Source organism: Sphingomonas sp. Leaf32, assembly GCF_001421765.1.
Taxonomy (GTDB): Bacteria; Pseudomonadota; Alphaproteobacteria; order Sphingomonadales; family Sphingomonadaceae; genus Sphingomonas.
In genome coordinates, this window is the sequence record NZ_LMLA01000009.1 from 174,077 (window position 1) to 194,257 (window position 20,181).

Consider the following 20,181-nt stretch of genomic DNA (forward strand, 5'->3'; position numbering starts at 1 on the left):
GCATGATCCGGCTCCTTTCACCCCAGCGGAGGGCATATGATCGGTTGGCGGGACGAACACGGCGACACGCATCGCGGCAGCCTGTTCGCGACATTCGCGGCGCTGGCCGATGGGCAGGCATGGAGCTTCCCCGCGCTCCGCCCGCACCAGCGCGAGCCGTGGCATGCCTTCACCGTGCAGGTCGCCGCGCTCGCGCTGATCCATGCCGGCACCGACACGCCACCCACCACCGAGGCGGCATGGCGCGACCTGTTGCTGGCCCTCACCCCCGACCAGCCCGAGGCATGGGAACTGGTCGTCGACGACTGGTCGAAGCCCGCGCTGCTCCAGCCGCCGACCGTGCAGCCGTCCGACCGCGCGGCGTACAAGAACCGCATCCCCACGCCCGACGCGCTCGACATGCTCGTCACCGCCAAGAATCATGATTTGAAGCAGGAGCGGATGATCGCGGCCAGCGACGAGGACTGGCTGTTCGCCCTCGTCACGCTGCAGACGACTGAAGGCTTTCTCGGCGCAGGCAACTACGGCATCTCCCGCATGAATGGCGGCTTCGCATCGCGCATGAGCCTCGGCATCCGTCCGGCAGGCGGTGCGGGCCGGGCGTTCCGGCGCGACGTTGACCGCCTCGTCGCCGACGCCCGCGCCCGGCCCGACCGGCGCACCGGCACCGCGTTACTGTGGACCGTGCCGTGGGACGGCACGCTGTCGCTCGACTATAACAAGCTCGACGAACTCTATGTCGAAATCTGCCGCCGCGTCCGGCTGCGGCGCAACGGGGACGCGATCGAGGCGCTGGCCGCCGGATCGAAATGCGCCCGCGTCGCCGCATCCGAACTGAAGGGCAATACGCTCGACCCGTGGGCACCGATGAAGGCGGACGGATCGACCAGCCACACCCCCACCGGCGCTGGCTTTGGTTATCGCCAGATGGCGACATTGCTCGACAAAAAGAAGATCACCCTCCCCCATCTCGCCCGGCCCGACCCCGCCGACGACCGTGAGGAGTTGGTGATCGTCGCCGCCGCACTGGTGCGCGGACAGGGCAAGACCGAGGGGTTGCACCGCCGCATCATCCGCACGCCGGGCGCGCTGCGCGACGCCGATGGCCAGCGACTTCCGCTCGACCGGATCGGCGAGGTCGCGGGCAAGCGCGCCGAGGAAGGGTTCCAGGCCAGCCGCCGCCTCAGCCGCGCGCTGATCTCGCTGGTGCAGGGCGGGCCGGAGCGCGCGCGGCTGGACGATGATTCCGCCAAGAAGAAGATCGAGCGCTGGATGACCCGCTTCAACGAAGCGGTCGACGGCATCTTCTTCGACCCGCCCTTCTGGGAAGAGGTCGCCGGCACCGCCGACAATCCCCGCATGGCGTGGCGCGTGACGCTGCGCGACATCGCGACCGATACCTTCGCCATCGCCGCCGAAGCCGCGCCCGGCACCGAAGTCCGCCGCGTTCCGGCCCGCGCCCGCGCCGGATCGCTGCTGCATTACGAAATGAAGAAATGGGTCGAGGAGGCCGAATATGGCGAGTAACCCCGCCGCCGCGAATACTGCGCCGGCGACCGCTGCCCCGCCGGACGACTGGATGCGGGCCATCTCGCGCCATGTGCACGGCATGTCGAGCGGCGACCGCGCGGCGCTGCGCCGGATGGAACTGACGAAATCGCCGGCGGCCGATGCCGTCGCGATCAAGACGCTGCTGCGCGCGCAGGTTCCGGAATCGCGGATCAAGGACGACTGGACCCGATTGCGGCTGATCGGCCATTTCGCCGGGCTGTTGTCGGGCACCGCCGCGCTCTATCCGCATGACGAACATCGCGGCGTCGGCGCCGCGCTGTTCGAGGCGAATGTTTCCGAAAAGCGCCTGCTGCGCCTCCTCGCCAGCCGGGGGGAGGCGCTGGGCGATCAACTCGCGCTCGCCGTCCGCATCCTGTCACGGGAACGCAAGCCCGTGAACCTGTGGGACATCTATCACCTGCTGGGCGACGATCCGGTCAAGTCGGACGCCGCCCGGCTGCGCATGGCGCGGCAGTTTTACGCCGCGCAGGCCAAATCGAACTGAGGGGATTCCGCATGACGACCACCGCAACCGACGGCATCGTGCCGAAATTCATCCAGATCCACTTCCTTGCCGCCTGGCCCGGCGCGCTCCTCAACCGCGACGATGCCGGGCTTGCCAAGCGCCTGCCCTTCGGCACCGCCACCCGGACGCGGGTATCGTCGCAATGCCTGAAACGCCACTGGCGGATGGCCGACGACCCCCGCGCGCTGCACGAACTGGCGAAGCAGAATGGCGTGGAGGGCGTCCGCTCCAAACAGGCGATCGAACGCGACGTCACCGGCCCCTTACGCGCCCGGTTCGACAAGGACATGGTCGATGCGGTGGAGGAAGCCTTCATCACCAAATTCTATGGCAAGAACGCCAAGGACAAGCAGCAGCGTCAGGCCCTGCTGTTCGGCCGCCCCGAACTGGCATGGCTGGCCTCGGAGGCCGAACGCCTGCTCGCCGAAAGCGCCAGCGCGGCCGGTGTGAAGGCGGCGGCCGAAATCTGGGTCAAGGAACAGAAGAACAATCTGAACCAGCTGCGCGACCAGAATCTGCTCGCCGCCTCGCTGGAGGCGGCGCTGTTCGGCCGCATGGTGACCAGCGATACGAAGGCCAATCGCGATGCGGCGATCCATGTCGCCCATGCCTTCACCGTCCATGCGATGCAGACCGAAACCGACTATTTCACCGTCGTCGACGACCTCAGCGACCGCGAACAGGGCGACGATGCCGGCGCGGCGGGCGTGTTCGACACCGAACTGACCTCGGGCCTGTATTACGGCTATGTCGTGGTCGACGTGCCGCTGCTCGTCTCCAACCTGACCGGCTGCGACCGCCGCGACTGGACCGGCGACCACGACCGCGCACTCGCCGCGCAGGTGGTCGAACATCTGGTCCACCTCGTCGCCGAAATCTCTCCCGGCGCGAAAAAGGGGTCGACCGCGCCCTACAGCCGTGCCGAACTGGTGCTGGTGGAAGCGGGCGACCGCCAGCCGCGTACCCTCGCCAATGCCTTTCGCGACGCCATCGCGACCGAGGATCGCAAATCGAACCATTCGCTCGGTCACCGCACGGCGCAGGCGATGGCCGGCCATCTGACCGACCTCGACCGGATGTACGAAACCGGTGAGGCCCGTCGCCTCGCCGCCCTCCCCGACCTCGCCGTGCCGGAAGTCGCCAATGGCAGCTTGCGCGAACTGGCGGCATGGGCCGGCGCGATCGTGCGGGACGCCCGCGCGTGAAACACCTGCTGCTGGATTGCGACGCGCCGCTCATGAGCTTCGGCGGCGATCTGGTCGATGCCTATGGCGTGGTGCGCGATTTTCCGGCCAAGTCGATGGTCGCCGGGCTGTTCGCCAATGCCCTCGGCTGGGAACGCTTCGATGTCGACGCCCATGCCGCATTGCAGGCGCGGCTGGTGATCGGATCGGCCCGCGTGGCCGAGGGGCGGCGCGAACGCGAGTTCCAGACTGCGCAGTTGGGCGCGAACGATCGCGGCTGGACCACGCGCGGCCGGGTGGAGGGGCGCGCGGGCGGTGCCGATACCTATAAATCGCCGCACATCCGCTATCGCGACATGGACGCCGATGCACGTGTCCTGATCGCCTGCCGGCTCGAACCGGCCGACGCCGCGCCCGATCTCGACGCGCTGGCGGCGGCGCTGGCCCGGCCCGAACGCCCGCTGTTCATCGGCCGCAAACCGTTCCTGCCATCGCGTCCGCTGCTGCTGGGGCTGGTCGGGGCCGACACGATCCTCGACGCGCTGGCGCTGGGGTTCGAACGTATCGGTCTCGCCCGCCCCGCCGCGATCCGCGCGCAATGGCCGCATGGCGAACCGACCGGCGCGGTGGTGACGCACGGCGCGCAAACGGGGGAACTGACCGACGAACGCCACTGGCCCGCCGGGGTCCATGCCGGGTTGCGCCGGGTGGTCCATGGCCGGCTCGACTGGCCGCAGGTGACGCCATGACGCTGCACCTGGTCCGCATCGGTATCCATGTCCCCGCGCTGGCATCCTTCGCGGTGGCGCGGCGGCTGAGCGACGAGGATTTCGGCTATGCCCTCCACGCCGCGCTTACCGCCCGCTTCGGCGATGCCGCGCCGCGCCCGTTTCGCTTCCTGCCCGACCATGAATCGGGGCCGCATCTGCTGGGCTATGTGCAGGATCGTGCCGCGTTCGACGAGGCCGCCGCGCTGCCGCCGGCCGATGCGGCAATGGATGCCGTGTTCGGCGGCGAACCCGGGCTACGCACCATGCCGGAAACCTGGCGCGAGGGCGCGCGCTATGGTTTCGAGGTGCGGGTGCGCCCCGTCGTCCGCTTCGGCAAGAGCGTGCGCGCCGCGCGCAACGACCGTGCCGGCGGCTGGCTGCAACGCGCCGGAGAGATCGACGCCCACACCGCCGCGCGCGAACGGGCTGAGCGCGCGGGCGGCGATCCCGATCTGGTCGACCGGGCGGCGGTCTATATCGACTGGCTGGCGGGCCGTCTGGCGGGGGCCGCCACGCTCGACCATGCCGACCTGCGCCATTTCCGCCGCACCCGCACCCTGCGCAACACGCACCGCAGCGAAGGACGGCGTACCCACCGGGTCGAGGGGCCGGACGCGCTGATCGGCGGCACGCTGACCGTCGCCGATCCGGACGCTTTCGCCGCGCTGCTGGCAAAGGGAATCGGGCGCCATGCCGCGTTCGGCTATGGCATGGTGCTGCTCGCACCTCCGGGTCGGGCCGGATAGATGCTTTCGGGTCGTCTCGGACTGGAAAAGGCGCGCATCCCCCATGCCGACCGGCAGGGGCTGGTGTGGCTCGATCGCGGGCGGCTGGAGGTGGAGGACGGGTGTCTCCGCTTCGTGACGGCGGGTGGCGGCGCGCTGGTCGCGGGTGATTACCAGATCCCCTATCACGCCATCTCGATCGTGCTGCTGGGTCCGGGGTCCAGCGTCACGCACGACGCGCTGCGGCTGCTGGCGCGGCATGGCTGTGCGCTGGCGGCGATCGGCGACGGCGCGGTCCGCTTCTACACCGCGCCGCCGTTGATGCCCGACAGTTCGGCGCTGGCGCGCGCGCAGGTCCGCCGCTGGGCCGATCCGAAGCTGCGCATGGAAACCGCGCGGGCGATGTACGCGATGCGCTTTGGCGAGATCGTGCGGACCCGCGACATCACCGTGCTGCGCGGGCAGGAGGGCGCGCGGATCAAGCGCGCCTATGTCCTCGCCGCCGAACGCCATGGCATCGCGTGGAACGGCCGCCGCTACGACCGGGAGAACCCGGAGGCTGGCGACCTCGCGAACCAGGCGATCAACCATGCCGGGTCGGCGATGACCGCTGCGGCGGCGGTCGCGGTGGCATCGACCGGCGCGATCCCGCAACTGGGCTTCGTGCATGAGGATTCGGGGCAGAGCTTCGTGCTCGACATCGCCGACCTGTATCGTCACGACGTATTGCTCGACATCGCGTTCGGCGCGGTGCGGGAAGCGCGGGCGCATGGTGCGGCTCCCATCGAACGGCTGGTGCGCAAACGCGCCGCGCTGCTGTTTCGCCAGCGCAGCCTGATTCCGGGCATGATCGACCGGATCAAGGCGCTGATCCTGGCCGAACCGGCTTCGGCAACGACCTGATGCCGCTGACGGTGGTCATCACTCGCGATGTCGAGGACCGCTATCGCGGCTTTCTCGGCTCGGCGATGCTGGAACTGGCGCCGGGTGTCTATGCCCAGCCGCGCATGAGCGCCGGCGTGCGCGGCCGCATCTGGACCGTGGTGGAGGAATGGCACGGGCGGTTGCGGCGCGGCAGCATCGTGATGTGCTGGGCCGAACCCTCGTCCGCCGGTGGTCTCGGCCTGTCGGTGCTGGGCGAACCGCCCAAGGACGTGGTCTCGCACGACGGCATCCTCCTGGTCCGCCGCGCGCTCGGCTCCCGCACCCTGTAAAACCCGTTTTGCAAGACGCTCTTTGACATAGTAAACAACTTCCGTAACTTATGGCCTAGAGTCTCCCCCGCACCCGCGGGGATCACCCCTATTGACGGTGATTTTGTCCGTCGTGATCGCAGTCTCCCCCGCACCCGCGGGGATCACCCCTTCTGTAGAAGCGCCGTTGCCGATCGCGACGAGTCTCCCCCGCACCCGCGGGGATCACCCCCGGCCGAGGACGTCGGGGGCGTACTGCTCGATGTCTCCCCCGCACCCGCGGGGATCACCCCCGAATGGCTTCGACTGGGAAGGATGCGCTGACGTCTCCCCCGCACCCGCGGGGATCACCCCCGCTCGGCTTCTTCGGGCTCGATGGTTCGGACGTCTCCCCCGCACCCGCGGGGATCACCCCTCTCCGGGGTCCACAAGGGCTCCGGGGGTCTCGTCTCCCCCGCACCCGCGGGGATCACCCCTCGATCAGCTTCGTTCCGACGACGAGTCGTTCGTCTCCCCCGCACCCGCGGGGATCACCCCCGCGCCTTCAACATGCTGGAGGCGGATAAGGGGTCTCCCCCGCACCCGCGGGGATCACCCCACGGCCGGAAATCGGTCATCTGGACTATCTTCGTCTCCCCCGCACCCGCGGGGATCACCCCACGATCGGAAAGCCAGTCGGGGTGTCAGCCGAGTCTCCCCCGCACCCGCGGGGATCACCCCACGCCCGGCTCTGCATCCGAGAGCCCGATCGCGTCTCCCCCGCACCCGCGGGGATCACCCCTTCTCGACGAGCGCTGCCAAGGCGCACGCGCTGTCTCCCCCGCACCCGCGGGGATCACCCCCATGTGGCATCGCCCGCCAGCACGCCGGCCGGGTCTCCCCCGCACCCGCGGGGATCACCCCAGGTCGAGCAGCTTAGGACGCCTCACCTCCCCGTCTCCCCCGCACCCGCGGGGATCACCCCGGAATGCCGCTGTCGAGACCGATCGCCTTGAGGTCTCCCCCGCACCCGCGGGGATCACCCCCAAGCATGAGCGCGCAGGCTGAATGGCCCAGCGTCTCCCCCGCACCCGCGGGGATCACCCCCGCGCGGCGATTACCGGGCAACCGACGAAGGTGTCTCCCCCGCACCCGCGGGGATCACCCCACACGGATGGGATGGAGGCATGGCACCCCATCGTCTCCCCCGCACCCGCGGGGATCACCCCTTTGCAGGCCCACGCCGGGCCCGCAGGCCGAAGTCTCCCCCGCACCCGCGGGGATCACCCCCGCTCGAGGCCGGACGCGCGCAGCACGCCCGTGTCTCCCCCGCACCCGCGGGGATCACCCCCGAGCTGCGCCGCCAGGACGTCGACCGGCGTCGTCTCCCCCGCACCCGCGGGGATCACCCCACGTCCCAACGGGTCGCCCAAGTCGGGGGATCGTCTCCCCCGCACCCGCGGGGATCACCCCGACAGCTTCGGTCGGTTCGGCCAGAACGGGGTGTCTCCCCCGCACCCGCGGGGATCACCCCAACATGCGGCTGCGCCTGAACCAGGTGAAGCCGTCTCCCCCGCACCCGCGGGGATCACCCCCATCGGTGATTGGAACGGGGAAGCGCCATACGGTCTCCCCCGCACCCGCGGGGATCACCCCAGCTACTACGTCACCGACAGCGTTGCGATTACGTCTCCCCCGCACCCGCGGGGATCACCCCACGATCGCAGCGAACCCGGAAGCGGGTGAAATGTCTCCCCCGCACCCGCGGGGATCACCCCCCGCCATCGCTGACGGTGACTGCTGCCGATCTGTCTCCCCCGCACCCGCGGGGATCACCCCCCCATCGCGCAGGCCCGCAACTTCCGCGACAGGTCTCCCCCGCACCCGCGGGGATCACCCCATCGACGCCGCCGGCACAGACGAAGCGCGCCGGTCTCCCCCGCACCCGCGGGGATCACCCCGCACTGGCGGCGGGTCATGTCCGCTTCAATCGGTCTCCCCCGCACCCGCGGGGATCACCCCAGGTCAGGGGCCGGCAGATCGTCGTAGGACATGTCTCCCCCGCACCCGCGGGGATCACCCGCTGGCCGATGGTGGCGGCCTCTATCTATGGGTGTCTCCCCCGCACCCGCGGGGATCACCCCGGCTCCTACGACGATTGCAGCGGTGCGGAGCGGTCTCCCCCGCACCCGCGGGGATCACCCCCCGCGCAGCGCGTCGTTGCGGTGCTTGCGCCAGTCTCCCCCGCACCCGCGGGGATCACCCCCCGACGGCGAGATCGAGGATGTCGATCCCGGCGTCTCCCCCGCACCCGCGGGGATCACCCTTGGCCAACCCGCGCGGCGCTGGGCGGGCGTCGGTCTCCCCCGCACCCGCGGGGATCACCCCTCGTCAAATACTGTTATTAGCCTCCCGTTTTCGTCTCCCCCGCACCCGCGGGGATCACCCCTCCATTGGTGATATGCGTTACGCAACCGACGCGTCTCCCCCGCACCCGCGGGGATCACCCCAGGCTGCCCGTTCTTATCCATTGCAATCTGATGTCTCCCCCGCACCCGCGGGGATCACCCCCCTGAACGTCACGACCAACGCAAACGCCGCTAGTCTCCCCCGCACCCGCGGGGATCACCCCTCGAGCGCCCGCGGCGTCCTGTCGATGCCGGCGTCTCCCCCGCACCCGCGGGGATCACCCCCCATCCCCGGCAGGCGCGGAGGCGAGGGCGGCGTCTCCCCCGCACCCGCGGGGATCACCCCCGATCTCGAACAGCGGCAGGCTATCGCACAAGGTCTCCCCCGCACCCGCGGGGATCACCCCTGATTGAGCGCCCCGCCGAGGGCGACGATATCGTCTCCCCCGCACCCGCGGGGATCACCCCCTAACCGACACGCTTCTAGCCGTGACCAACGCGTCTCCCCCGCACCCGCGGGGATCACCCCCGGCAATAACGTCTTCTTGAACCCCTTGGCGTGTCTCCCCCGCACCCGCGGGGATCACCCCGGGACGGGCGAAAGGTTCGGCGGCGAGCATGCGTCTCCCCCGCACCCGCGGGGATCACCCCCTGGTGCGGTGGCGCCGGGTCGGTCGGCCGCAGTCTCCCCCGCACCCGCGGGGATCACCCCCTTGCCGCTGCCGGAGCGCCGCCGTCAATGGCGTCTCCCCCGCACCCGCGGGGATCACCCCAATATGGTCGGCACCGGCATCACGTTTCAGGTGTCTCCCCCGCACCCGCGGGGATCACCCCGACTTGCCGGGCGCGATCAGCGCTGTCGGATCGTCTCCCCCGCACCCGCGGGGATCACCCCTCGACGTCCTCGAAGAGCGGATCAAGGCGGACGTCTCCCCCGCACCCGCGGGGATCACCCCCTGCTCAAGCCCAAAATCCAGCTGGAAATCGAGTCTCCCCCGCACCCGCGGGGATCACCCCCTCATGGCCGTGTGGTGGCCGTTCCAGAAGGCGTCTCCCCCGCACCCGCGGGGATCACCCCGCGACCGAGCAGCAGGCGCTCGACCGGTTCATGTCTCCCCCGCACCCGCGGGGATCACCCCAGCATTACATCCGCCTCCCGACAAACACGACCGTCTCCCCCGCACCCGCGGGGATCACCCTTCATCCGGGGCGTGCTGTCGCGCTACACGGTCGTCTCCCCCGCACCCGCGGGGATCACCCCCCCGACGGCTATGCCGACCACATCATTTCGTCGTCTCCCCCGCACCCGCGGGGATCACCCCGACACCCGGAAAGCTATCAAAGACCTTCCTCAGTCTCCCCCGCACCCGCGGGGATCACCCATCAGGTTGCCGCGTTCCGTAAGGCTGGCGAGTGTCTCCCCCGCACCCGCGGGGATCACCCCTTGACGGCGTGTGTCGTGCTTTCGGGCGCGTCGTCTCCCCCGCACCCGCGGGGATCACCCCGCACTGCGCAAGCCCAACAAGGCGATCACGCAGTCTCCCCCGCACCCGCGGGGATCACCCCCGGATAGCTGCCGAAAGGCTTGGTAGCCACATGTCTCCCCCGCACCCGCGGGGATCACCCCGGTATCACTGGCCTCCGTGCCGTCGATCCGCAGTCTCCCCCGCACCCGCGGGGATCACCCCGTCATCGACTATGCGTTCGTCGCGCGGGACGTGTCTCCCCCGCACCCGCGGGGATCACCCCCAGCGTAAGACGTGGGCGGCGCGTCCGTACACGTCTCCCCCGCACCCGCGGGGATCACCCCCGACGGAAGACCGGCTCACACGCGCGGTAGTGGTCTCCCCCGCACCCGCGGGGATCACCCCTATTCCGCGACGGCAAGATAACGCTTCGCGACGTCTCCCCCGCACCCGCGGGGATCACCCCTTGACGCCTTGCGCCCGCAATACCTGGCCAATGTCTCCCCCGCACCCGCGGGGATCACCCCCGGCTTCTTGCCGATGGCTTCTTGTGCCCGCTGTCTCCCCCGCACCCGCGGGGATCACCCCAACGGTTGCGTCAGGTCATCCGAACGGTAAGTGTCTCCCCCGCACCCGCGGGGATCACCCCCGGGCGCGTTTCGCCAAGGTGCTTTTCTAGCAGTCTCCCCCGCACCCGCGGGGATCACCCCTGCACTGAAAGGAGGTCGGATATGCCTAGCGCGTCTCCCCCGCACCCGCGGGGATCACCCCGTCTCCATGCCGCCATTGGCAATGGCGCGGGTGTCTCCCCCGCACCCGCGGGGATCAACCCGGAGCGGACCTGCTGACGTTGCTGGCCGAACAGTCTCCCCCGCACCCGCGGGGATCAACCTTACCCCGACCCTTTTGTCGTGCTGCGCCTAGCGTCTCCACGTACAATCGCGAGAATTACTTCAGCCACCGATCTCCTTCAGCAAAGCAAATGACTCCATCCGCCCTACTACGTCTGCACCTCGGCATCGGTCATCAAATCGTGCCCGGCCAACCATCGCACCACCTCCCCCGCGGCAGGGTGGTGGAGGGGGGTGTATTGGGATTGGAGGGTTGGGATGCGGATGTTCAAGCGGTCGTGGCCGGTGTCCTGCAGGGTCAGCAGGTCAGCCTGCAGCATCGCCGCCAGTTCCCGGCCCAGCAATGTCGTTGCCGCTTCGATAAAGGCGATGGCGTAGGCGTAGTCCGGACCCTGGCGGTACAGCATCGGCAGGGTCAGGGCGGAGATGCAGGTCAGATGCGCCTGGATCGCCGGGTTGATCGCATGGCCGGTCAGCCACGGCGCGATGCCCGCGCTGCGGCCGGTGAACGCGCGCAGGTGGAGGTGGCGCGACATGCGGACGCCGTCGTTGACCGGGTAATTGTCCCACAGACACACCCGCCGCCCGAGCGCTTCGGCGACGCGGCGGAGGTGGCCGACGCCGATCTCGCGCGCGCAGACTTCCTCCCCGGTCCAGTAGACCTGCACCGCCGGGTCGAGCATCCGCCCAAGATCGCCGAGATAGTCCGCAGGACGCGCACCGAACACGCGGTCGAGGACCGGATCGTCGGAATAATAGGTCGGGCACATATAGACCCGCGTCGCCCGCGTGATCCCGCCACAGAAATTGACCACCTCCGCCTGCCGCGCCGCCAGTTCGGGCAGGTCGCCGCGCAGGTCGTCGAACAGGATGGCGAGGTCGTCGATGCCGATCGCGTCGAGATCGGCGATCCGCCGGGTGAGGTCGGCGCGGACGGCATCGTCGAAGGGATGGGTCGAGCCGATCGGGGTCAGCGCCATGCCGAAACGCATCCCCGCCGCGCGGACCTCCGCCGACAGTTGTGCCAATGTCTCGGTCTGCGCGGGGTCGTGGGCGGTGCGCCAGGTGCGGCGGAGCGCCGCGTCCGCCTTCGGTCCGTAATGATAGAAGCTGTAGCCGGCGGCAGCGAGCGTGTGGACGACATAGCCGCGTTCATCGGGGGTCCAGAGGCGGCCGAACCGGCCCTCGATCATGCCGAGGTCGGGGAGTGGCGATGCTGGTTCGGTCATCGGCGGACTAGATACCAGTCGACCGAATGTGACAAGTGGCGTTGGACTGGTTTTAGCGGGACACCACTCGGTTCAGTTTGCCGAATGCTCAATGGAAGGCGACGACACATTGATGCTCGGCTGCGGTACTTTGGCGGTTTCTACTGCCGTGCCTGCACTGGACGATACGCCTTGGCGAACGTCGGACATTGGTGGGACGCGGTCGTTGACAGCTGAATGAAAGAGCCTGAAAAAGTCCCTGCGAAAAGTAGTGCTATGCTGGTGCGGCGCGCGAGGGATACGCATGGGCACGCTTAGCATTTGGTATGAACCGGAAGATGACTTTCTTGGCCTACTTACTGCGCAAGCGCGAAGTGGAAAGTTCGCCGGGCAAGGTAGCGCATGGTTCAATCGTTCCGAACTGATGGAGTTCGCGAGCCGCTTAGCTACCTATCCTCTGCCGTGGGGCACGGAGGTAACCTTACAGGGAGGCTACTGGGGCGCGGCTGCCAATGACGGGCTAACCCAAATCCACTTGCGCGTCGCTTTTAAGCCGCACGACCGCACGGGGCGCATACGCGTTAGTACGATCCTCACGGACCCCTATGAGGACATGCAAGCAGACGAACTTGCACACTCAACAAACCTCTATTTTCTCACCACCTACAATCACGTCAGCACCTTTCGGCAGGAGCTACTGGCGCTGATCAGCGACCAAGGAGGCGTTGCTCAACTTCAAGGTGGCGAGGAATAGCGAACGACCGCAATTGGGCGAATAGCGGACGCGTCCGCCGTGGATCGTCCTCGGCACGTTGCATTCGGGGAAAGAAGCGGGACCCCGGATCAAGTCCGGGTGACGATGGGTTGGGGTGGCGGCCGATACGGCCTTGCCGTCGCGTATTCACGCCAGTACATACCAGATTGATACCACCTCTTTACACCACACCTATAGGTATACATACTCCCGGTCGACCGCGATGCGCGGGGGGAGGCATTGGCCGGGCTAATCGGCGGTGCGGCAGAGGGAGCAGAGCATGGTATCATCGTTCCGGCATTCGACCGCGCTGGCGGCGCTGGCCTTTGCGCTGACGCAGTTGCCGGGGGTGGCGATGGCGCAGACCGATCCTGCCCCGACGACCGCCGCCACCCCCGCCGACGAACAGGGCGAGGGCGAGATCGTCGTCACGGGCACGCGCATCCCGACGCCGGGGCTGGTGTCGAGCAGCCCGGTCGCTTCGACCAGCGAGCAGCAGATCCGGCTGCAGTCGGCGCTGACGATCGAGGATTTCTCCACCAAGCTGCCGCAATTGTCGGGCGGTGTGCGGCAGGGGTCGCAGGGGAGCGATGCGTTCGGGGCGCAGGTGCTGGAACTGCGCAATTTCGGACAGAGCCGCTCGCTGGTGCTGATCGACGGCACCCGCGCCGCGCCGTTCAGCTTTCGCAATTCGGTGGACGTCAACGCCATCCCCGCCTCGCTCATCAAGCGGGTCGACGTGCTAACCGGCGGCGCCGCCGCCGTCTATGGCGCGGATGCGGTGGCGGGCGTCGTCAACTTCATCCTGAACGACGAATTCGAAGGGGTACGCGGCACCGCCGCCAGCCGATTGTCGGTGCGCGGCGGCGCGCAATATGGCGGGTCGGTGATGCTGGGGCTGGGCGTGGGGACACGTGGCAATCTGGTGTTCGCGGCCGATTATACCCAGCGCGACGGCATCCTCGCGCGGCAGCGCGACTGGGCGGCGACGCCGAACCAGACCGTGCCCAGCATCGGCGGCGTGTTCACCGATGTCGCGAGCGGGCGGCGGTTCGGCTTTACCGATGCCGGGGCGTTCACGACCAGTCCGTCGGCGACGTCGAACATTTCGGGCAGCTATCCGCTGGTATCGCCGCTGAAGCGCATCAATCTGGCCGCGCTGTACAAATATGAAATCACCCCAGCGGTGGAGATTTACGGCCGGGCGATGTTCACCAATGCCCGGACCGAAGAGACCGGCACGCCCGGCGCGCAGCCGGCCAGCGTCAGCCGCACCGTCGGCATCAATGCGACCAATCCGTTCCTGACCGATGCGATCCGCAGCCAGCTGACCTTCGTGAATGGCGTGGCGCAGGTGAATGTCAGCCGCTCGCTCGCCGAACTGGGCCTCATCACCTATCGCACCGAACGCGATACGTTGCAGTTGCAGTCGGGGCTGCGCGGCCCGATCACCGGGGCACTGCAATGGAATGTCTATGCCCAATATGGCCGGTCGATCGAAAATTCGCTGATCGGCGGCGACGGGCTGGTCGCCAATGCCAGCGGCGCGAACAACTTCGCGTCGATCGTCAACACGGTCGACATCTTCGGCCCGAACCGGCCGGGCATCGCAGCGGCGCTGGGCAGCCCGATCAACGGTTTCAACCGCAAGCGCGACCAGTTCGTGACGGCGGCGACGGTCAGCGGAACGCTGGACGATCTGTTCACCCTGCCCGCCGGTCCGATCGGTTTTGCGGCGGGTGTCGAATATCGGCGGGAGACGGCGAGCATCCAGCAGGACAGTGCGCTGTTGTCGGGCAACACGTACCGGCAAGGGGTGCAGGCCGCCTATACCGGCACGTTCGACGTGAAGGAGCTGTACGGCGAGCTGCGCGTGCCGCTGATCCACAATACGCCGTTCATCCGCCAGTTCAATGTCGGCGGTGCGTATCGCCTGTCTGATTACGACCTGTTCGGCACGCATGGGACGTGGAAGGTCGAGGCGAACTGGGCGGTCGACCGCAATTTGCGGCTGCGCGGCACCTATCAGCGCGTGCTGCGCACCCCCAATTTCGGCGAGTTCGCCGCCAGCACCTCGTCGCTACCGTTCAGCAGCCTTGTCACCGTCGACCGGTTGCGCCCACGCTATGGCGGCGATCCGTGCGTGATCGGCACCGGCAACCGGGCGCAGTGCGACCGGCTGGGCGCGCCGGCGCAGGGGTCGGCCAATTCGACCGCCGCCAGCTATCTGACCGGCAATTACTTCTATGGCGGCAATCCGGACATCCAGCCCGAAACCGGCTTTACCAAGACGATCGGCGGCGTGCTGACGCCGACGTTCCTGCCCGGCCTGAACGCGACGGTCGACTGGTATGAGCTGGACCTGCGCGGCGCGGTGGGCGTGATCCAGCCGATCGCGGCGATCACCAGCTGCTACATCACCAATCCGACGGCGGGCAATCCGCTGTGCAATCTGGTGACGCGCAACGCCAACGGGACGTTCAAGGACGCGTTCGTCAACAACCAGAATCTGGGTCGGCTGCTGCAACGCGGGCTGGACGTCGCGGCCAGCTATACGCTGCGCCCCGAATGGATGAACGGCATCGGCCTGCGTGCCAGCTATCAGGGCAATATCGTCACCTCCTACCTGATCCAGGCGAACCCGACGGTGAACGCGGTGCAGTGCAAGGGCACGTTCGGGGCGACCTGTTCGAGCGACGGCACGACGCTGGTCCAGCCCGATTATCGCCACACCGCCGGGATCGGCATCCTGTTCGACCATGGCGTGATCCAGTTCGACTGGCAGCGGATCGGGGCGGTGAAGTCGAGCGCTTCGGGGTCGAGCGAGACGATCGGCGCGCAGGACACGTTCGACCTGTCGGCATCGCGCGACTTCACGCCGGCGATCACGATGAGCGCAGGGGTCTACAATCTGCTCGATCGTCGTCCGCCGCGCGTGTCGGCGGGCGGGGTCTTCAACACCTTCCCCGATACCTATGACATATTGGGCCGCACTATCGGGTTCACCCTGACGGCGAAGATGTAAGGGCGATGCACCTGCCCTTTTCGCTGGCGGACTGGCTGGTCATCGCCGCCTATCTGTTGCTGCTGGTCGCCGGGGGGTGGATCTTCACCCCCCGCAACACCGCATCGGCGCATGATTATTTCCTTGCCGGGGGCAATGTGCCGGCGTGGCTGGCGGCGGTGTCGGTGCTGTCGGCGACGCAATCGGCGGCGACGTTCCTCGGCGGGCCGGACTATGGCTATGGCGCGGACCTCACCTATCTGACCGGCAATATCGGCGGGTTGCTGGGCGCGATGTTCGTCGCGCATGTGATGATCCCGCGCTTCTACGCGATCCGCGCGACGACGGCGTACGAGCTGTTGACGATGCGCTTCGGCATTCGTGCGACGCGCTGGGCCGGGGGCATGTTCCTGGTCGGGCGGGTGTTTGCCGGCGGCGCGCGGGTGTATCTGGCGGCGATCGCGCTGGCGATGGTTATCACCGGGTCGGTCGATGCGACGGGCATCCTCATCGCCGCCGCGCTGCTGGTGGTGGCGAGCGTGTTGTTCACCTTTGTCGGCGGGCTGAAGTCGGTCCTGTGGAACGACCTGATCCAGTTCGTCGTGTATCTGGGGTCGGCGATCGCGGTGCTGGTGTTCCTGCGGCTGTCGATTCCGGCGTCGAACGAGGCGATCGTCGATGCGCTGCGCAATGCACCGGGCGGGGTCGACAAGCTGCGGCTGTTCGATCTGTCGATCGACCTGTCGCGGCCCTTTTCGCTGCTGGCGATCGTGACCGGCATCACCCTGCTCTACATCGCCAATGCCGGCATGGATCAGGACACGACGCAGCGGCTGCTGGCGTGCAAGGATGCGAAGACCGGTGCCAAGGGGCTGTATCTGTCGGTGTTCGCGACGATCCCGACGGTCGGGCTGTTCATCGTCATCGGATTGTTACTGCATGTCTTCTATAACCGCCCCGACCTGATGGGTGGCAGTGCCGCGACCGCGGGTCAGGCGTTCGGGGGCGAGAAGATCAGCATCTTCATGCACTATATCCTGACCCAGTTGCCCGGCGGTTTGCGCGGGCTGGTGACGATCGGCATCTGCGCGGCGGCGGTCGCCACGACCAATTCGGCGCTGAACGCCATGTCGTCGGTGCTGGTGCAGGACTTCTATCGCCCGTGGCGCGAGCGGCGGGGTGCGGTGGCGGAGCGGCATTACGTCACCGCCGGACGCGCGGGCATGGGAGTGATCGGGCTGGCCATGCTGGTGATGGCGGTCGCGTCCTATTATTGGCAGCGGCATAGCGCCATGGGGCTGCTGGAGTTCGCGTTGCAGGTGATGGTGTTCACCTATGCCGGGCTGCTGGGGGTGTATTTCACCGCGTTGTTCACCAAGCGGGGGACCAGCGGGTCGGTGGTCGCCGCGTTGCTGGTCGGGTTCGCGGTGATCGTGCTGCTGCAACCCGGCATCGCGCGGGCGGTGTCGCTGCCCGGGGCGCTTACCGGTCTCGCCTTTCCCTTTCAGCTGTGCATCGGCACACTCGTCGCGTTCCTCGTCTGCGCTGCGCCGACGGGGCGTGGCCCATCGGATGGACTCTCCACATGAATACCGAAACGCTGGACCCCCGCTATCGGGGCGTCGAACACTGGCCGACGCAGTGCGCGGTCGAGGCGATGCTGGAGGGGCAGATGGCGGCGATCGCCGCGCTCCAGACGCAGACCGCCGCCATCGCCGCCGCCGCGGACGCCGCCGCCGTGCGGCTGGAGACGGCCGGGCGGCTGGTGTTCGTCGGGGCGGGCACGTCGGGGCGGCTGGCGGTGCAGGACGGGACCGAACTGCACCCGACCTTCGGCTGGCCGGGCGAGCGGATGCTGTTCCTGATGGCGGGCGGTGCCGGTGCCCTGACCCAGGCGCGCGAAGGGGCGGAGGATGACGCCGACGCCGCCCGCGCCGAGGTCGCCGCCGCCGGGATCGGTGCGGGCGACGTGATGATCGGCGTGGCGGCGAGCGGGCGCACGCCCTTCACCGTCGCCGCGATCGAAGCGGCACGGGCAGCGGGCGCGCTGACCATCGGCATCGCCAACAACCCCGAAACCCCGCTGACGCAGGCCGCCGAGCATGTCGTCGTCGCCGCGACGGGGAGCGAGATCATCGCCGGGTCGACCCGGATGAAGGCCGGCACCGCGCAAAAGGCCGCGCTGAACCTGCTGTCGACCACGATCATGATCCGGCTGGGGCTGGTCCATGACGGGCGGATGGTGGCGATGCGGGTGTCGAACGCCAAGCTGCTGCGCCGCGCGCGGGCGATGGTGCAGGACCTGACCGGGGTCGAACCGCACATCGCCGCCGATGCGCTGGAGCGCGGCGGCAACGACATTCGCCGCGCGGTGCTGATCGCACGCGGATCAACGCCGGAGGACGCGGCGGCGCTGCTCGATACCCATCACGGGCGGCTGGATGCCGCCATCGCGGCGGCGGGCTGATGCGCGAGATCGCCTGGCCGCGCGGCGACGCGGATACGCCGCTCTACCTCCAGCTCGCCCGCAGCCTGCGCGATCATATCAGCGACGGCGGGATCGTGCCGGGCGGCGCCCTGCCCTCCGAACGCGACCTGAGCGAGATGGCCGGGCTGTCGCGCGTGACGGTGCGCAAGGGCATCCAGCAGCTGATCGACGAGGGCATCGTCGTGCGCAAACAGGGGTCGGGCACCTTCGTCGCTCCCCGGATCGAGGCGCGCGGCGCACGGCTGACCAGCTTCAGCGACGATGCCCGGTCGCGCGGCGAGGCGCCGGGGGTCGTATGGATCTACAAGAGCTACGCGCTGCCGACCGAGGAGGAGGCCGCCGCGCTGGAGGTCGCGCCCGATACCCGCGTCGCCCGGCTGGGGCGCGTCCGCCTGTCGGGCGGCGATCCGCTGGCGATCGAACATGCGGTGGTGCCGGCCGAATTCATGCCCGACCTCGCCCGGTTGCAGGATTCGCTGTACGAAGCGCTGGAGGCCCATGGCTTCCGCCCGGTCGGGGGAACGCAGCGGGTGCGCGCCTCGCTCGCCACCGCGACCGAGGCCGGCATCCTGTCGATCGAGCAATTGTCCGAAGTGCTGCGCATCGAACGCCGCACCCGCCTGTCCGACGGGCGGATCGTGGAGTTCACCCGGTCGGTCTATCGCGGCGACCGCTATGAGTTCGTCACCGAGCTGAACGAGGTTTAGCGGTTTCCGATCGATGCCGTCTGCAAGGCGCAGCATGAACTGCGGGAGGCCCCAACCTTCACCGGGGCGACGTTGCTAGGACCGATCGACGTTCGGCCGATCTCAAGGTAATCGTTGAGCGACGCACGATCCCTTCGTCACCCCGGACTTGTCCGGGGTCCACGGTGCGGCGATCGGTGCGGCAGGCGCCTCTAGCGACCGCGATTGCGGCTCGGTGGACCCCGGAACAAGTGCGGGGTGACGAAATTGGATGTGAAGGTCGATCTGACCTAGGACGGGTCGGCAGCGGGTGCCGGGTCGATCACCAGCAGCAGGCGGCGTTCCCCGGTGGTGAGGATCGGTGGCGAGCGATGGACGATCGGGGCGTCCGGCGACCACAGCCAGCCCTTGAACAGCCCGACATCGCCGGTGGCGAGCGACCGGATCGTCAGCGTGTCGACGTCCGCCCCCTCACCCAGCGCCGCCGCATCGATCGTGTCGAGCCATTGCGTTCCCGGCCCGACATAGGTGCAGATCAGCCGGGCGGTGACATAGTCGGCGTGGAACCGGCGGCACGCATCGGTTTCCACCACGTCCAGCCGGATCGACACGCGCGTCGCCCCGACGATGCGCGCGAAGGCGTCGGCCAGCGTGGCGACATCGGCGCCGAGCAACGCGGCGGTCGCGTCCGGATAGCCCGCCGTCCGGAGATCGGCCGGCAGCATCGTGGCGAGCAGGTCGATCGGCCGCACGATGGCAAGGTCGTCGACCGCATCCAGCATGGCTTCGTTCAGCGTTACCGGGGGCGAACGCCGCCATATCGCCAGATTGACGTCCGCCGACCGGATTGCGCGCAGGTCGTCGTTCGTCTCGCCGATGCGAACGTGCGATGGTGTTCCCGAAGTTGGATCGGACAGCAGTGGCGAAGGGTTGGCCAGAACTTGTGATGTGTTATGTAATAACATATTATTTCTGTAAGCGATCGGTTTCCGCGCGTCCATCGCGAAGTAGCACGTTGGTCCGCTCGACAGCGCGACCCATGTCGGGGCGGACGGTGCAGATGCCCTGTCGCTTACAGCGCGGACTTGGCTCGGGGTCCTACTTTTCGCGGCGAAAAATCACCGGGTCGGACCGGCATTCAGCGCCGCCGAGGAACCTTCGTCATTCCCGCGCAGGCGGGAATCCATCGACGCTAACGGTTCGCTGCTGTCCGCAAGGTTGGCGCATATGGACTCCCGCCTGCGCGGGAGTGGCGATACGGAGGCGGCCGGGGCGCCCCCGTAAGTGCGGAACAACCTTCCTGGCGGAACCTTGACCTCCGTCAGGGTACGGCAGGAATACAAGACTTGCACGGAGGGCCTTTTCCAAGCCGGGAGTAACGGTTTCTT

General features: G+C 68.4%; 14 protein-coding genes and 1 CRISPR repeat array. Of the genes, 12 read left to right on the forward strand and 2 right to left on the reverse strand.

What is annotated here, in order from left to right; all coding sequences use genetic code 11:
* The first annotated feature begins 36 nt into the window (after nucleotides 1-36).
* The 7 genes from ASE83_RS12975 to cas2e are packed head-to-tail and all read left to right on the forward strand — an operon-like array spanning nucleotide 37 to nucleotide 5,970.
* Nucleotides 37-1,527, forward strand: a complete 1,491-nt coding sequence (locus ASE83_RS12975; protein WP_055790719.1) for a hypothetical protein — start codon at nucleotides 37-39, stop codon at nucleotides 1,525-1,527.
* Nucleotides 1,517-2,056 (forward strand): type I-E CRISPR-associated protein Cse2/CasB, encoded by a 540-nt coding sequence (locus tag ASE83_RS12980; RefSeq protein WP_055790723.1) that lies wholly within the window; start codon nucleotides 1,517-1,519, stop codon nucleotides 2,054-2,056. Before ASE83_RS12975 ends, ASE83_RS12980 begins: the two co-directional genes overlap by 11 nt.
* An 11-nt stretch (nucleotides 2,057-2,067) precedes the next feature.
* Complete coding sequence (gene cas7e, locus ASE83_RS12985) at nucleotides 2,068-3,282, forward strand: type I-E CRISPR-associated protein Cas7/Cse4/CasC (protein ID WP_055790726.1); 1,215 nt, start codon at nucleotides 2,068-2,070, stop codon at nucleotides 3,280-3,282.
* A complete protein-coding gene (gene cas5e / locus ASE83_RS12990; protein WP_200921899.1) occupies nucleotides 3,279-4,010 on the forward strand; it encodes a type I-E CRISPR-associated protein Cas5/CasD in 732 nt (243 codons plus the stop codon). Before cas7e ends, cas5e begins: the two co-directional genes overlap by 4 nt.
* Nucleotides 4,007-4,777: a type I-E CRISPR-associated protein Cas6/Cse3/CasE gene (locus ASE83_RS12995; protein ID WP_055790731.1), complete on the forward strand. Its 771-nt coding sequence runs from the start codon at nucleotides 4,007-4,009 to the stop codon at nucleotides 4,775-4,777. The genes cas5e and ASE83_RS12995 overlap by 4 nt, the downstream gene beginning before the upstream one ends.
* Complete coding sequence (gene cas1e, locus ASE83_RS13000; protein WP_055790735.1) at nucleotides 4,778-5,659, forward strand: type I-E CRISPR-associated endonuclease Cas1e; 882 nt, start codon at nucleotides 4,778-4,780, stop codon at nucleotides 5,657-5,659.
* On the forward strand, nucleotides 5,659-5,970 hold the full coding sequence (gene cas2e / locus ASE83_RS13005; protein WP_055790738.1) for a type I-E CRISPR-associated endoribonuclease Cas2e: 312 nt from the start codon (nucleotides 5,659-5,661) through the stop codon (nucleotides 5,968-5,970). Before cas1e ends, cas2e begins: the two co-directional genes overlap by 1 nt.
* A gap of 60 nt (nucleotides 5,971-6,030) precedes the next feature.
* Nucleotides 6,031-10,695: a CRISPR direct-repeat array (repeat unit 29 nt; unit sequence GTCTCCCCCGCACCCGCGGGGATCACCCC).
* 107 nt (nucleotides 10,696-10,802) lie between these two features.
* Here cas2e and ASE83_RS13010 read toward each other — a convergent pair.
* The gene (locus ASE83_RS13010; protein ID WP_055790741.1) at nucleotides 10,803-11,882 is read right to left on the reverse strand and encodes a beta-N-acetylglucosaminidase domain-containing protein; all 1,080 of its coding nucleotides are present in this window, start codon (nucleotides 11,880-11,882) and stop codon (nucleotides 10,803-10,805) included.
* Between the two features lie 283 nt (nucleotides 11,883-12,165).
* Between ASE83_RS13010 and ASE83_RS13015 the strand changes: the two genes are divergently transcribed.
* The 5 genes from ASE83_RS13015 (at nucleotide 12,166) to ASE83_RS13035 (ending at nucleotide 18,814) form a co-directional block, all read left to right on the forward strand.
* Nucleotides 12,166-12,615 (forward strand): hypothetical protein, encoded by a 450-nt coding sequence (locus ASE83_RS13015; RefSeq protein ID WP_156353104.1) that lies wholly within the window; start codon nucleotides 12,166-12,168, stop codon nucleotides 12,613-12,615.
* 280 nt (nucleotides 12,616-12,895) lie between these two features.
* Nucleotides 12,896-15,640, forward strand: a complete 2,745-nt coding sequence (locus ASE83_RS13020) for a TonB-dependent receptor domain-containing protein (protein WP_055790748.1) — start codon at nucleotides 12,896-12,898, stop codon at nucleotides 15,638-15,640.
* Between the two features lie 5 nt (nucleotides 15,641-15,645).
* The gene (locus ASE83_RS13025; RefSeq protein ID WP_055790751.1) at nucleotides 15,646-17,208 is read left to right on the forward strand and encodes a sodium:solute symporter; all 1,563 of its coding nucleotides are present in this window, start codon (nucleotides 15,646-15,648) and stop codon (nucleotides 17,206-17,208) included.
* On the forward strand, nucleotides 17,205-18,086 hold the full coding sequence (locus ASE83_RS13030) for an N-acetylmuramic acid 6-phosphate etherase (RefSeq protein WP_055790752.1): 882 nt from the start codon (nucleotides 17,205-17,207) through the stop codon (nucleotides 18,084-18,086). The genes ASE83_RS13025 and ASE83_RS13030 overlap by 4 nt, the downstream gene beginning before the upstream one ends.
* Nucleotides 18,086-18,814, forward strand: a complete 729-nt coding sequence (locus tag ASE83_RS13035) for a GntR family transcriptional regulator (RefSeq protein ID WP_055790756.1) — start codon at nucleotides 18,086-18,088, stop codon at nucleotides 18,812-18,814. Before ASE83_RS13030 ends, ASE83_RS13035 begins: the two co-directional genes overlap by 1 nt.
* A 269-nt stretch (nucleotides 18,815-19,083) precedes the next feature.
* Here the strand turns inward: ASE83_RS13035 and ASE83_RS13040 are convergent, their stop codons facing one another.
* Nucleotides 19,084-19,794 carry a DUF1826 domain-containing protein gene (locus ASE83_RS13040; RefSeq protein WP_082443336.1) on the reverse strand — a complete coding sequence of 237 codons (711 nt, stop codon included), beginning with the start codon at nucleotides 19,792-19,794 and terminating at the stop codon, nucleotides 19,084-19,086.
* Between the last annotated feature and the right edge of the window lie 387 nt (nucleotides 19,795-20,181).